At 74.3% G+C, this 15,807-nt stretch carries 2 protein-coding genes; both read left to right on the top strand.

Annotated features, from left to right (window positions below; all coding sequences use genetic code 11):
- The first annotated feature begins 22 nt into the window (after nucleotides 1–22).
- The gene (locus tag ABT123_RS02545) at nucleotides 23–15,589 is read left to right on the top strand and encodes a non-ribosomal peptide synthetase (protein ID WP_351308626.1); all 15,567 of its coding nucleotides are present in this window, start codon (nucleotides 23–25) and stop codon (nucleotides 15,587–15,589) included.
- Nucleotides 15,586–15,801 (top strand): MbtH family protein, encoded by a 216-nt coding sequence (locus ABT123_RS02540; protein ID WP_150211068.1) that lies wholly within the window; start codon nucleotides 15,586–15,588, stop codon nucleotides 15,799–15,801. Before ABT123_RS02545 ends, ABT123_RS02540 begins: the two co-directional genes overlap by 4 nt.
- Nucleotides 15,802–15,807: the final 6 nt, after the last annotated feature.

Here is a 15,807-nt window from a genome sequence, read left to right as displayed (position 1 = left end):
CCAGGGAAAGGCCTTCTGAACGATGTTTGACGCCGAGTCGGACCGGACTTCTGCCGCCGGGGCACCCGTCACCGGTGGGCAATCCGGAATTTGGCTTGCTCAGCAGATCGAGCCGGACAGCTCGGCCTTCAACGTCTCGTTCACCCTGGAACTGCGCGGTGACGTCGACCTCGACCGCCTGACCGCCGCCGTGCGGCAGGTGGTCGAGGAGGCGGACTGCCTGCACGTCGTCTTCGAGACGACCGAGGACGGCAGCCCCCGCCAGCTTCCCCGCCGCCACGCCGTCGACATCCCCCTCGTCGACCTGCGCGCGGAAGCCGATCCGGAGGACGCGGCCTGGGAGTGGATGAGCGCTCGCCGCGCCCGCCCCCTCGCCCTCGCGGACGGCCCACTGTTCTCCCACTCCCTGCTCCGGCTCGCCGACGACCGGGTGCTGTGGCACCAGTGCTACCACCACCTCGTCATCGACGGCCTGAGCATCGGCCTGCTCTCCCGCCGGGCCGGCGAGATCTACAGCGACGCCCGGCCGGTCACCCCCGTCGACTGGGACATGACCCGGCTCGCCGCCTCCGAACAGGCCTACCGCGCCTCCGAGGAGTACGCCGCCGACCGTGCGTACTGGCTGGACCGCCTCGGGGACCGGCCGCAGCCGGTCCGTCTGGTCGAACCCGGCCGGAAGCTCATCTTCAACCGCTACCGGCGCACCACCGAACTCTCCGTGGCCGACACCGGCCGCCTCAAGGCCGCCGCCCAGGCCTCGGGGGTCCGGGTGTCCCGGCTCCTGATCGCCGCCGTGGCCGCCTACCTGCACCGGACCACCGGCGAGCAGGACCTGGTCCTCGGCCTGCCCGTCACCAGCCGGCAGGACCGCAGCATCCTCGGCGTCCCGGGCATGGTCTCCAACATCGTGCCGCTGCGGCTCGCCGTGCGCCCCGGTATGACCGTCGCCGAGCTGCTGGCACACACCGACGAGCGGGTCGCCGAGGCCGTCGCCCACGGCCGCTACCGCTCCGAGGACCTGGCCAAGGAACTCGGCCTGGTCGAGGGCGTGGCCGAACTCGTCGGACCCACCGTCAACATCCTGCCCGGCACCGACTGGCTGCGCTTCCGCGACCACTCCTCCGACCTGCGCCCGCAGTGGCTCGGCGCGACCAGCGACCTCGCCGTCAGCGTCGGCGAATCCATCCGCGGCGCCGTCCGCATCCTCTTCGACGCGGACGCCGACCAGTGCACCGAGGACGGCCTCGTCGCCCACCAGGAGCGCTTCGGCACCCTCCTCGACGCCTTCGCCGCAGAGCCCGGCCGGCCCATCGGCCACCTCGAACTCACCACCGCCGCCGAACGCGCCCGGCTGCTGGAGGACTTCGGCACCTCCCCGAGCGAGTCCCCCGAGCTGTCCTGGCCGGCCGCCTTCGAAGCGCAGGTCCGCCGCAACCCGGAGGCCGTCGCCCTGGTCTGCGAGGACCGCGAACTGACCTACGCGGAGCTGGACGCCGCCGCCAACCGGCTCGCCCGGCTGCTCGCCGCCCGCGGCGTGGGCGCCGAGGACGTCGTCGGCGTGGCGCTGCCCCGCTCGCCCGAGCTCGTCACCGCCCTCCTCGCGGTGATGAAGGCGGGCGCCGCCTACCTACCGCTGGACTCCGACCACCCGCAGGACCGCCTCGCCTACATGCTCCAGGACGCCGGTGCCCGCACCGTCGTCACCGCGCGCGAACAGGCCGAGGGCCTCCCCGCACTCCCGGGCCTGGAGCTCCTCCGGCTCGACGACCCGGAGACCGCCGCCGCCCTCGCCGCGCAGGACCCGGCCGCCCCCGGCCAGGACATCCCGCTCGACCGGGCCGCGTACGTCATCTACACCTCCGGCTCCACCGGCCGCCCCAAGGGCGTCGTCGTCCCCCACGACGGGGTCGGCAGCCTGATCGCCACCGCCACCGAACGCATCGGCATCACCCCTGACAGCCGGGTCGTCCAGTTCGCGTCCGTCGGCTTCGACGTGACGGTCTGGGACCTGATCATGTCCCTGTGCGTCGGCGGCCGGATCATCGTCGTCCCCACCGAACGCCGCGTCGCCGGCCCCGCGCTCACCGACTACATAGCCGAGCACCGGGCCACCCACATGATCCTGCCGCCCTCGCTGGTGTCGGCGCTGCCGCAGGACTGCGAGCTGCCCGAGGGTGCCGTCCTCGTCGTCGGCACCGAGGCCGTGCCCAGCGAGCTCATCGCCCGCTGGTCCCACCGCCTGCAGATCGTCGTGGCCTACGGCCTGACCGAGGCGAGCGTCAACTCCACCCTCTGGGTCGCCGAGGCCGGCCACCAGGGCCCGGTCCCGATCGGCGAGCCCGACCCCAACACCCGCGCCTACGTGCTGGACTCCGCCCTGCGGCCGGTTCCGGTGGGTGTCGAGGGCGAGCTGTACGTCGCCGGGCGCGGCCTGGCCCGCGGCTACCTCGGCCGCTTCGGCCTGACCTCCGAGCGCTTCGTCGCCGACCCCTTCGGCGAGCCCGGCACCCGTATGTACCGCACCGGCGACCGGGTCCGCTGGACCGCCGAGGGCAACCTCGACTTCCTCGGCCGCGCCGACGGCCAGATCAAGATCCGCGGCCACCGCATCGAACCCGGCGAGATCGAGAGCGCCTTCATGGCCTGCTCCGGCATCGCCCAGGCCGCCGTCCTGGTCCGCGAGGACCAGCGCGCCGCCAAGCGGCTCGTCGCCTACCTGGTCGCCGACGCCGCCCTGGACACCGCCGGCGCCGAGGCGGCCGTGACCGCCGCCCGCGCCGAGGCCGCACAGGGCCTGCCCGACTACATGGTGCCCTCGGCCGTGGTCCGCCTGGACGGCCCGCTGCCGCTCACCCCCAACGGCAAGCTCGACGCCCGCGCCCTGCCCGAGCCGCAGTGGACCGCCATGACCGGCGACGCGGCCCCGACCACCCCGGCCGAGACCACCCTGGCCGGCCTGTTCGCCGACGTCCTCGGGCTGCCCTCGGTCGGCATCCACGACAGCTTCTTCGAGCTCGGCGGCGACAGCATCGTCGCCATCCAGCTGGTCACCCGGGCCCGGGCGGCCGGCCTCGCGATCAGCCCCCGCGAGGTGTTCCGCCTCCGTACGGTGGCCGCCCTGGCGCGTGCCGCCGGCGAGGCCCCGGAGCTGCCGCAGGCCGGCGCCGCGCTGCCCGAGCCGTTCTCCCTGGTCCCGCTGACCGCCGAGGACCGGGCCGAGTTCGCCGCCGGCGTCGGCGAACTGCTGGACGTGGTTCCCGCCACCCCGCTGCAGGAAGGGTTCTTCTTCCATGCGGCCATGGACCGGGACCGCGGCGGAGCCGACGGCTATGCCGTCCAGGACACCGTCGAACTCGCCGGCGACGTGGACCCCGAAGCCCTCCGGGCCGCCGTCCAGCGCCTGCTCGACCGGCACCCGCTGCTGCGCGCCGCCTTCCGCCAGCACCCGGACGGCCCGGTCGTCCAGGTCATCGGCGCCCATGTCGAACTGCCCTGGCGGTTCGACGACCTGACCGGCCTCGACCCGGCCCGGCAGACCGCCGCCGTGGCGGAGATCGCAGGCGCCGAACGGGACCACGGCTTCGACCTCGGCACCCCGCCGCTGATGCGGGCCGCCCTGGTCCGGCTCGACGGCCAGCGCTCCCTGCTGGTGCTGACCATGCACCACATCATCGTGGACGGCTGGTCCGTCTCCCTGGTCATGCGGGAACTCCTGGACGGCTACCGGCCCGGCACCCCCGCCACGGCCACCGCACCCGACCCGGCCTACCGCGCCTACACCGGCTGGCTGGCCGGCCGCGACCGCGAACAGGCCCGCGAGGCCTGGCGCACGGCCCTGGCCGGACTCGACGCGCCCGCCGGCCTGCCGGTCCGCGCCGCCGACGCGGCCGAGGCCGAGGCCGGCACCGGCCGGATCACCCTGGACCTGACCGCCGCCGAGACCGAGGCGCTCACCGCCCGGGTCCGCCGCCTCGGACTCACCCTCTCCACCGCCGTCCAGGGCGCCTTCGGCCTGGTCCTCGGCGATGTCGTGGGCTCCCACGACCTGGTCCTCGGCACCACCGTGTCCGGCCGGCAGGCCCCCGTCGAGCACATCGAGACCCTGGTCGGCCTGCTCATCAACACCGTGCCCGCCCGGCTGGGCTGGCGCCCCGAGCAGCCCCTCGCCGAGGTTCTCGCCCGGTTCCAGGACGGCCAGGCCGACCTGCTCGACCACCAGCACGTGGGGCTCGCCGAGATCCAGCGGGCCATCGGCCGCGGCGACCTGTTCGACGCGCTCGTCGTGGTCGAGAACCTGCCCGAGGCCGGCGAACCCGCCGACCCCCAGGGCCTCGTCCGGATCACCGGCTCCGAGATCCGCGACTCCGTGCACTACCCGCTCGCCCTCACCGTGCTCCCCGGCGAACGGCTCCGGCTCCAGCTGGACCACGACCCGGCCCGGCTGGACGCCACCGCCGCCGCCCGCTTCGCCGGCCGGCTCCGCTCCCTGCTCACCCAGCTGACCGCGGACCCGGAACTGCCGGTCGGCCGGCTCGCCGCCCAGTCCGAGGCCGAACGGCGCGACACGCTCGTCAGCCTCGCCGGGGCCGCCCACGTGATGCCCGGCACGACCGTGCACGGCGCCTTCGCCGAGCAGGTCCGCCGGACCCCCGACGCCGTCGCCCTGATCCACGAGGGCGGCCGGACCACGTACGCCGAACTCGACGCCCGCGCCGAGGCGCTGGCCCACCGGCTCGCCGCCGCCGGGGTGTCGGCCGAGTCCGTGGTCGCCGTCGCCGTGCCCCGCTCCGCCGAGACCCTGACCGCCCTGCTGGGCGTCCTCAAGGCCGGCGCCGCCTACCTGCCCGTCGACGTGGACTACCCGGCCGACCGGGTCCGCCACATGCTGTCCGACTCCGGTGCCCGCACCGTCGTCGCCACCGAGGCGTCCCTGGCAAAGCTGCCCGCCCTCGACACGGTCACCCCCGTCCTGCTCGACGGCCCCCGGGCGGTCACGCTCCTGCCCGAGGGCACCGCCCTCGCGCCCGTGGACCCGGACGGCGCCGCCTACGTGATGTACACCTCCGGCTCCACCGGCCTGCCCAAGGGCGTGGTCGTACCGCACCGGGGCGTCGTCGGCCAGCTGGCCTGGACCGCCGAGCGGTTCGGCTTCGGCCCCGGCGAGCGGGTGCTGCACCAGTACTCGACCAGCTTCGACCCCTCCGTCCAGGAGATCTTCGTACCGCTGTTCACCGGCGGCACCGTGGTCATCGCCAAGCCGGACGGCCACCGCGACCCGGCGTATCTCGCCGAACTGATCCGCGCCGAGCAGGTCACCAACGTCGACCTGGTGCCCTCCCTCTTCACCGCACTGCTCGCCGAAGAGGTGGCCGGCGCCCCCTGGTGGGCGAGCCTGCGCCGGGCGTTCAGCGGCGGCGAGGCCCTCCCGGTGCCGCTCGCCCGCCGCTGGCAGGAGCGCACCGGCGTCCCCCTGCACAACGTGTACGGGCCCACCGAGGCGGTCATCCAGGTCACCAGCTGGCAGGCGGGAGCCGAGCCCGGCGAAGAGGGCACCGTGCCCATCGGACGCCCGGTGTGGAACACCCAGCTCCACGTCCTCGACCGGTATCTGCGCCCGGTGGCCCCGGGCGAGCCGGGAGAGCTCTACATCGCGGGCGCCCAACTCGCCCGCGGCTACCACGGACGCACCGCGCTCACCGCGGAGCGGTTCGTCGCCGACCCGTTCGGCGGTCCGGGTGCGCGGATGTACCGCACCGGAGACATGGTCCAGTTCAGTGGCGACGGCGTGCTCACCTACCTCGGGCGCACCGACCACCAGGTCAAGATCAGGGGAAACCGAGTGGAACTCGGGGAAATCGAAGCCCGACTGCGGGACGAGCCGGCCGTCGGGGATGCGGTGGTCGTCGCCCGCGACGACGAGCGCGGTGTCAAGCAGCTGGTGGCCTACCTGGTCCCGGCCCCGGGCGCGACCGCGGCCGGCTTCGACACCGAGGCCGTGCGCACCGCGCTGACCGGCAAGCTGCCCGCACCCATGGTGCCCAGCCACTTCGTCGCCCTCGACGCGCTGCCGCTCACCCCGGGCGGCAAGATTGACCTGAAGGCGCTGCCCGCCCCGGAGGTCCGCCGCAAGGCCGGACGCACCACACTCGAGTCCCGCGAGCAGCAGCTCTGCGCGATCTTCGCCGAGGTGCTCGGCCTGGACGAGGTCGACGCCGACGAGGACTTCTTCATGCTCGGCGGCGACAGCATCCTCTCCATGTCCGTCGCCAGCCGGGCCCGCAAGGCCGGACTGCAGGTCAGCCCCCGCGAGGTGTTCGAACACCGCACCCCGGCCGCCCTCGCCGCCGCCGCGGGCGGCTCCGCCGGCACCCCGGCCGCACCCGCCGCCGACACCGACGGCGTCGGCGACATCACCCTGCTGCCCATCGTCCACCAGCTCCGCGAGGACGGCGGAGCCATCGGCCGGTTCAACCTGTCGATGCTGCTCCAGTCGCCCGCCGCGGCCGACACCGCCACCCTCACCCGGGTCCTCCAGACCGTCCTGGACCACCACGACGGCCTGCGCATGAGCCTGACCCGGATGGACCTCGGCCCGGCCATCCCCGCCCTCTGGTCCGCCGTCACCACCCCGGCCGGCAGCGTGGACGCCGCCGCCCTGCTGCACCGCGTCGACGCCGCCGGACTCGACGAGGCCGCCCTGCGCGCCCTGATCACCCGGGAGTCGGACGCCGCCGCCGGCCGCCTCGACCCCGACACCGGAGCCATGCTCCAGGCCGTCTGGTTCGACGCCGGCACCGGCGTGCCCGGCCGGCTGCTGCTCGTCGTCCACCACCTGGTGATCGACGGCGTGTCCTGGCGGGTCCTCCTCGGCGACCTCGCCGCCGCCTGGGCGGCCGTCGCCCAGGGGCAGCAGCCCGAGCTGGAGCCCGTCCCGTCTTCGCTGCGCCGCTTCGCCCGGGAGGTCGCCGAGCAGGCCACCTCCCCGCAGCGGCAGGCCGAACTCCCGTACTGGGCCAAGACCCTGGCCCCCGGCGCCGAGCTGGTCCCGGGCGCCGGCCGGACCGGCACCGCCGGATCCGCGCAGGACCACACCGTCACCCTGTCCACCGAGGAGACCCGCGCCCTGCTGACGGCGGTCCCGGCCACCGCCGGCGCCGACGTCACCGAGGTCCTGCTCGCCGCCCTGCGCCTGGCGGCCTCCCGCTGGCACGCCGACCGCGGCGGCAACGCCTCCGGGGACCTGCTGGTCGACCTCGAGCGCCACGGCCGTGACGGCACCGGTCTGGACCTGTCCCGCACCGTGGGCTGGTTCACCGGTCTGCACCCGGTCCGGCTGCCCGCCGCCGCCGATACGGCCGCCCACACCGCACTCGACACCCTCAAGCTGGTCAAGGAGGCCGTCCGCTCGGCCCCCGACTCCGGCGCCGGCTACGGCATGCTGCGCTACCTCAACCCGCAGCTCGCCCCGGTGTTCGCCCAGCTGTCCACCGCCCAGGTGCTGTTCAACTACTTCGGCCGGCTGCCCGCCGACCAGACCGTCGACTGGGCGCCCGCCGCCGAGTCCGACGCACTGGCCGTGGAACCGGACGCCGACCTCGCCATGCCGTACCCGCTCCAGATCAACGCGGTGTGCGCGGACACCCCGCACGGCCCCGAACTGCGGGCCACCTGGACCTGGCCCGCCGGGCAGAGCCTCGCCGAGCCCGAGGTCCAGGCCCTCGCCCTGGCCTGGGCCGACGCCCTGCGCGAACTCATCGCCCAGGCCGCCGGAACCGGCTCGACCACCCGCGCCCTCACCCCGTCCGACCTGCCGCTCGTCCGCCTCACCCAGGCCGAGATCGACCGGATCGAGCAGGTCAGCCCGGTCCCCGTCGCCGACATCTGGCCGCTGTCCCCGCTGCAGGAGGGCATCCACTTCCACGCCAGCTACGACACCGACGGCCTGGACGTCTACACCGCCCAGGACTGCTTCGACTTCGGTGTCCGGCTGGACCTGGACCGGCTGCGCGCTGCCTGCGCCACTCTGCTCGCCCGGCACCCCAGCCTGTGCGCCGGCATCACCTCCGACGGCCTGACCGCCCCCGTGCAGTTCGTCGGCCCGGCCGCCGAGGTCCCCGTCCCGCTCACTGAGACCGACCTGACCGGACTCACCGAGGAGCAGCGGCAGGCCCGGCTCGCCGAGATCTCCGACGCCGACCGGCTGCGCCGCTTCGACCTGGACCGGCCCCCGCTGTTCCGGCTCCAGCTGATCCGGCTCACCGAGAACACCGACCGCCTGATGCTCAGCCACCACCTGGTGGCCTGGGACGGCTGGTCCCAGTCCCTGTTCCTGGACGAGCTGCTCGCCCTGTACGCGGCGGCCGGCGACGACACCGGCCTGCGCACCCCCGGCAGCTACCGCGACTACCTCAGCTGGCTCGACGGGCAGGACTTCGACGCCGCCCGCGCCACCTGGCGTACCGCCCTGGCCGGACTCGAGGAGCCCACCCTGGTCGCCCGCGGCCGGGGCGGTGAGCCGACCATCCCGCGCCGCCACTCCCTGGACCTCGGCGCCGACCTCAGCGACCGGCTGCGCACCTCCGCCCGCGAACACGGCCTGACCATCAACGCCGTGCTCTCCGCCGCCTGGGCGCTGGTCCTGTCGGCCGCCGTCGGCCGCGAGGATGTGGTGTTCGGCGCCACCGTCGCCGGCCGCCCCGCCGAGGTGCCCGGAGCCGACACCACCATCGGCATGTTCCTCAACACCGTGCCGCTGCGGATCACCCTGCGCCCCGAGGAGACCGTCGCGGAACTCCTGCGCCGGGTGCAGTCCGAGCGCATGGCCCTGATGGACCACGAGTACCTGGGCCTGGCCGAGCTCCAGCGGGCCGGCGGCCACGGCGTCCTCTTCGACACCCTGTACGTGCTGCAGAACTTCGCCGACGAAGGCGCCTTCCGCGAGCTCACCGAGCGGCACGGCATCACCGGAGTGGGCAGCGTCGACGCCACCCACTACCCGATGACCCTGATCGTCAACCCGGCCGAGCGGGTCCAGTTCAAGCTGGAGTACCGCCCCGACCTGATCGACGACGACCAGGCCGCGGCCACCCTGAACCGCTACCGGACCCTGGTGGAGCGCCTCCTCGGCGACCTCACCGCCCCGGTCGGCGCCCTGGACCTGCTGCTGCCCGACGAGCACGCCGCGCTGACCGCCGCCTGGGCCGCCAGCAACGAGCCGGTCCCGAACGAGACCGTCGCCGACATGCTCGCCGCACAGGTCGCCCGCACCCCGGACGCCGTCGCCCTCGTCTTCGGCGACACCGCCCTCACGTACGCCGAACTCGACGCCCGGATCAACCGGCTGGCCCGGCTGCTGCTGGCCCGCGGGGCCGGCCCGGAGCGGACCGTGGCGCTCGCGCTGCCCCGCTCCATCGAGATGGTCGTCGCCCTGTTCGCGGTGCTCCGCACCGGCGCCGCCTACCTGCCGCTCGACCTCGACCACCCGGCCGACCGGCTCCGCCTGATGGTCGAGGACACCGGGCCGCTGTGCCTGCTCTCCACCACCGCGGTCGCCCCGACCCTGCGCGCCGAAACCGGCCCGCTCGCCCCCGAGGTGGCCCTGGACGACCCGGCCGTGGCCGCCGCCCTCGCCGCCCTCCCCGGCGACGAGATCACCGACGCCGAACGCCCCGCCTTCGCGCACTCGGTCGCCGACCGGCTGGAGCACCCGGCCTACGTCATCTACACCTCCGGCTCCACCGGCAAGCCCAAGGGCGTCGTCACCCCGTACCGCGGACTGACGAACATGCAGCTCAACCACCAGGTGGAGGTCTTCGACCCGGCGATCGCCGCGGCCGGCGGACGACGCCTGCGCATCGCGCACACCGTCTCCTTCGCCTTCGACATGTCCTGGGAAGAACTGCTCTGGCTGGTCGAGGGCCACGAGGTGCACGTCTGCGACGAGGAACTGCGCCGCGACGCCGAAGCCCTGGTCGCCTACTGCGACCGCAACCGGGTCGACGTCGTCAACGTCACCCCCACCTACGCCCAGCTCCTCATCGAAGAGGGCCTGCTCGACCAGGACGAGGCGGCGGGCAAGCACCGCCCCGCCCTGGTCCTGCTCGGCGGCGAGGCCGTCTCCGACACCGTCTGGACCCGGCTCGCCGAGACCGAGGGCACCTACGGCTACAACCTGTACGGCCCCACCGAGTACACGATCAACACCCTCGGCGGCTCCACCGCCGACAGCCCCACCCCCACCGTCGGCCGCCCCATCCGCAACACCCGCGGCTATGTCCTGGACGCCATGCTGCGCCCGGTCCCGCCCGGCAGCCCCGGCGAGCTCTACATCGCCGGCACCGGCCTGGCCCGCGGCTACCACGACCGGCCCGGCCTGACCGCCGAGCGGTTCGTCGCCGACCCGTTCGGCGCCCCCGGCGAGCGCATGTACCGCACCGGCGACCTGGTCCGGCAGCGCCCCGACGGCCTGATCGACTTCCTCGGCCGCACCGACGACCAGGTCAAGATCCGCGGCTACCGGATCGAACTCGGCGAGATCGCCACCGCCCTGTCCGGACACCCCGACGTGGCCCACGCCGCCGTGATCGTGGCCGAGCAGGCCGGCGGCAAGCGCCTGGTCGGCTACGTGGTCCCGGAGGAGGGCACCGAGCGCGGCGAGACCCTCGTCCAGAGCCTGCGCGACCACCTCAAGGCCGCCCTGCCCGACTACATGGTCCCGGCCGCCCTGATGGCCGTGGACACCCTGCCGCTGACCGTCAACGGCAAGCTCGACACCAAGGCCCTGCCCGCCCCCGAGTTCGCCGGCCCCGGCACCAGCCGGGCCCCCCGGACCCCCGAGGAGGAGACCCTCTGCGCGCTGTACGCCGAGGTGCTCGGCCTCGCCGAGGGCAGCGTCGGCATCGACAGCGACTTCTTCGAGCTCGGCGGGCACTCCCTGCTCGCCACCCGCCTGGTCGCCCGGGCCCGTACCGCCCTCTCGGCGGAACTCGCCATCCGCGACCTCTTCGAGGCCCCGACCGTGGCCGAGCTGGTGGCACGCGCGGCCGGCGCCCAGGCCTCCGGACGCCCCGCCCTGACCGCGGGCGAGCGCCCCGAGGAACTGCCGCTCTCCCACGCCCAGCAGCGCCTGTGGGTCATCCAGCAGATCGAGTGCACCTCGGCCGCCTACAACTTCCCGCTGGTCATGCGGCTGCACGGCACCCTCGACCTGGACGCCTGGCGGGCGGCCCTGGCCGATGTGACGGACCGCCACGAGGCCCTGCGCACCGTCTTCGCCGAGCGCGACGGCCGGGCGTACCAGCGGGTCCTGCCCGCCGGGCAGGCCCACCCGCCGGTGGAGCACCTGCGCGCCGCCGAGGAGGAGTCCGCAGCCCTCGTCGACGCGGCCATCAACCGCCCCTTCGACCTGGCCACCGAACTGCCGCTGCGCGCCACCGTCATCGAGGTGGCGCCCGAGGAGCACGTCGTCGTGATCCTCCTGCACCACATCACCACCGACGAATGGTCGGACCGCCCCTTCCTCGGCGACCTCGCCGCCGCCTACGCCGCCCGCCGCTCCGGCACGGCCCCGCACTGGGAGCCGCTCCCGGTCCAGTACGCCGACTACGCCCTGTGGCAGCAGAAGCTGCTCGGCGACCCGGCCGACGCGCAGAGCCTGGCCGCCCGGCAGCTGGACTACTGGCACACCACCCTGCACGGCGCCCCCGAGGAACTGGAGCTGCCCACCGACCGGCCCCGCCCGGCCCGCCCGGCCTTCACCGGAGCCGAACTCGACATCGAGTTCGACGGCGCGGCCTACCAGGGCCTGAAGCGGCTGGCCAAGGAGAACGGCGCCAGCATGTTCATGGTGGTGCACGCGGCCGTCGCCACCCTGCTCCACCGCATCGGCGCCGGCACCGACATCCCGCTCGGCTCGCCCATCGCCGGCCGCAGCGACGAGGCCCTCGACGACCTGGTCGGCTTCTTCGTCAACACCCTGGTGCTGCGCACCGACCTCAGCGGCGACCCCAGCTTCACCGAACTGCTGGGCCGGGTCCGCGACACCGACCTGGCCGCCTTCTCCCACGCCGACGTGCCTTTCGAGGCCGTCGTGGAGAAGCTGAACCCGACCCGCTCGCTGGCCCGCAACCCGCTGTTCCAGGTGATGGTCGGCTACCACGCCCGCACCGAGGGCGAACTGGAACTGGCCGGACTGGGCGTGGAGTACGTGCCCTTCCGGATCAGCTCCGCCAAGTTCGACCTGGTCTTCAGCTTCACCGAGCAGACCGCCGCCGACGGCGAGGCCGGCTCCCTGGTCTGCCGGCTGGAGTTCGCCACCGAGCTGTTCGACCAGGAGACCGCCGAACGCCTCGGCGAGCGCCTGGCCGCCCTGGTCGGCGCCCTCGCCGCCGCCCCCGACCTGCCGGTGTCCGCCGCCCCGCTGCTCCTCGAGGACGAGCGCCGGCTGGTCCTGGAAGGCTTCAACGGCACCCCCCGCGAGGTCGACGAGCTGTCGCTGCCGGCCCTGTTCGCCCGGCACGCCGCCGCACGGCCCGACGCGGTCGCCGTCGTCGACCGCGCCACCCCGGTGAGCTACGCCGAGCTGGACGCCCGCTCCAACCGGATCGCCCACCTGCTGGCCGCGCACGGCGTCGGCCCGGAGAGCGTGGTCGGAGTCGCCGTACCCCGCTCGCTGGACATGATCGCCACCGTGCTGGCCGCCCTGAAGCTCGGCGCCGCCTTCCTGCCGCTCGACCTGGTCCACCCCGGGGACCGGCTGAGCTACATGATCGAGGACTCCCGGGCCGCCCTGGTGGTCGGCACCGAGACCGTCGCCGGGAAGATCCCCGACACGGGTGTACAGGTCCTGCTGCTCGACGGGCCCGGCACCGCCGCCGCCCTGGCGGAGCTGCCGGAGACCGCTGTGCCCGCCCCGCAGGTGGTCCTGGACCAGGCCGCGTACGTCATCTACACCTCCGGCTCCACCGGCCGCCCCAAGGGCGTCGTGGTCCCGCACGAGGGCATCTCCAGCCTGGTCGCCACCGCGGTCGACCGGATGGGCCTGGAGGCCGACAGCAGCGTGCTGCAGTTCGCCTCCATCGGGTTCGACGTGTTCGTCTTCGAACTCGCCATGGCGCTCTGCCACGGCGGCCGGCTCGTCCTCATCACCGACGAGGCGCGCGTCGCCGGACCGGCCCTCACGGACTTCCTGGCCGAGCACGAGATCAGCCACATGATCCTGCCGCCGTCCCTGGTGTCCGCCCTGCCGGCCGGCTGCGAACTGCCCGAGGGGTCGACCGTCCTGGTCGGCACCGAGACCGTGCCGCCGGACCTGTTCGAGCGGTTCGGCGCCACCGCCGACCTGATCTGCGCATACGGACTGACCGAGGCCACCGTCAACTCGACCCTCTGGCCGTCCCGGGACGCACAGCTGAGGCCCGGCGCCCGGGTGCCGATCGGCATCCCGGACCCCAACACCCTCGCCTACGTCCTGGACGACCGCCTCCAGCCCGTTCCGCCCGGCGTGGTCGGCGAGCTGTACGTCTCCGGGCGCGGCCTGGCCCGCGGCTACCTCGGCCGGTTCGGCCTGACCGCCGAGCGGTTCGTCGCCGACCCGTTCGGCGCCCCCGGCAGCCGGATGTACCGCACCGGCGACCGGGCCCGCTGGCGCCGGGACGGCAACCTGGACTTCCTCGGCCGGGTTGACACCCAGGTGAAGATCCGCGGCTTCCGCATCGAGCTCGGCGAAATCGAGGCCGCCCTCGCCGGACACCCCGCCGTCAGCCAGGCCACCGTCGTCCCCGACCGGGCCGGCGACATCGTCCGGATCGTCGGCTACGTCGTCCCGGAGCAGGGCGGCGCACTCGACCCGCAGGAGCTGCGGGCGCACGTCGCCGGGCAGCTGCCGGAGTACATGGTGCCCGCCCTCGTGGTGCCGCTCGACGGCCCGCTGCCGCTGACCCCCAACGGCAAGCTCGACCACAAGGCGCTGCCCGCGCCCGACTGGTCCGGCATGACCGGCGACACCCGCCCGGCCAACGCCACCCAGGCCCGGCTGGCGGACCTGTTCGGCGAGATCCTCCAGCTGGACGAGGTCGGCATCCACGACAACTTCTTCGCCCTGGGCGGCCACTCCATGGCCTCCATGCGCCTGCTCGGCCGGATCCGCTCCGAGTTCGGCGTGGAGCTCAGCATCCGCGACGTCTTCGACGCCCTGACCGTCGCGGGCCTCGCCGCCAAGCTCGACGGCGCAGCCGCCGCCCGCCCGGCCCTGCTCCCGGCCGGCCCCCGCGCCGCCGGCGAAGAGCCCGCCCCCGCCCCCGTACAGCGCTGGCAGTGGTCGGCGTACCGGCGCTGGGACGGTTTCGACCACGGCCTGGTGCTCCGCTCACCCGGCGCCCTGGACGCCGCGGCCCTGGCCGCCGCCCTCGACGACGTGGTGACCCGCCACGAGCCGCTCCGCACCCGCTTCACCGAGCGGGACGGCACCGTGCACCGGCAGCCCGCCGCGCACCCGGCGCTGGAGCAGGAGAGCTGCGCCGACCTCGACGCCCGGCTCGCCGAACTCGCCGCGCTCCACCCCGACCTGACCTTGGAGGCCCCCCTCCGGGCCCGGCTGCTCACCGGCCCCGGCGGCGCCCAGGCACTGCTGCTGACCGCGCACTACCTGGCCGTCGACGAATGGTCCGTGGTGCCGCTGTTCCGCGACCTCACCTCCGCGTACGAGGCCAGGGAGCAGGGCCGGGCCCCCGAGTGGGAGCCGCTGCCGGTCACGTACTCCGACTACTCCGACTGGGCCCACCGGGTGCTCGGCGACCTCGCCGACCCCGCCGGCCTCGGCGGATGCCAGCTCGCCTGGTGGCAGCAGCAGCTGGACGGCATCCCGGAGCAGCTGGCCCTGCCGGGCGACCGGCCGCGCCCGCAGGCACCGGCCGTCCGCGGCCCCGGCGGCGACTACATCTCCTTCGTCCTGGACGAGCAGCTGCACGCCGAGGTGGACGCCCTGGCGCAGGCCACCGGCACCAGCATGTTCATGGTGCTGCACTCGGCCCTGTCGGCCCTGCTCACCGCCCACGGCGCAGGCACCGATCTGCCGATCGGTACCATGGTGGCCGGCCGCGGTGACGATCAGCTGGCCGACCTGGTCGGCTGCTTCTTCAACACCGTGGTGCTGCGCACCGACACGGCGGGGGACCCCACCTTCGCCGAACTGCTGGGCCGGGTGCGGGAGACCACGCTCAACGCCCTGGACCGGCAGGACGTCCCGTTCGACGCGGTCGTCCGCGCCACCGCACTGCCCGACGAAGGGCCGCAGGTCATGGTGATCCACCATGAGCAGGCGGACCTCGGGCAGCTCGAAGGCGGCGTGGGCGCGTTCCACGCCGTGCCGACGGGCTCGGCGAAGGCGGAGCTCACGCTCAGCTTCTACGAGCCGCGCGGCGACGGGCCGGTCCACTGCGAGCTGATCCACGCGACCGACCTGCTCGGCCGGGCCAAGGCCCGACAGCTCGCCGACGAACTTCACGCGCTGCTGCGCCATGTGGCGGCCAACCCCGGACAGCCGCTCTCGGAGCTGTTCACCGTTATGTCCATGAGGAGTGAAAACGCATGACCACCAACCCGTTCGAGGACCCGCAGGGCAGCTTCCTGGTCCTGGTCAACGACGAGAACCAGCACTCGGTGTGGCCGTCCTTCGCCGAGGTGCCGGCGGGCTGGCGGACCGTCTTCGGCGAGGACACCCGGGACGCCTGCCTCTCCTACGTGGAGGCCAACTGGACGGACCTGCGCCCGGCCAGCCTGATCGCCGCCCAGCAGCAGGCCTGATCCCCC

The sequence above is a fragment of the Streptomyces sp. NPDC002054 genome (assembly GCF_040296685.1).
In the GTDB taxonomy this organism is placed as follows: Bacteria; Actinomycetota; Actinomycetes; order Streptomycetales; family Streptomycetaceae; genus Streptomyces.
The sequence above is the reverse complement of the archived record's forward strand: the minus strand, read 5'-3'. Positions and strand labels throughout refer to the sequence as shown.

Bases quoted from the DNA above. Each gene is read 5' to 3' on its own strand.
- ABT123_RS02545 (WP_351308626.1), top strand. From the start codon at position 23: ATGTTTGACGCCGAGTCGGACCGGACTTCTGCCGCCGGGGCACCCGTC.
- ABT123_RS02540 (WP_150211068.1), top strand. From the start codon at position 15,586: ATGACCACCAACCCGTTCGAGGACCCGCAGGGCAGCTTCCTGGTCCTG.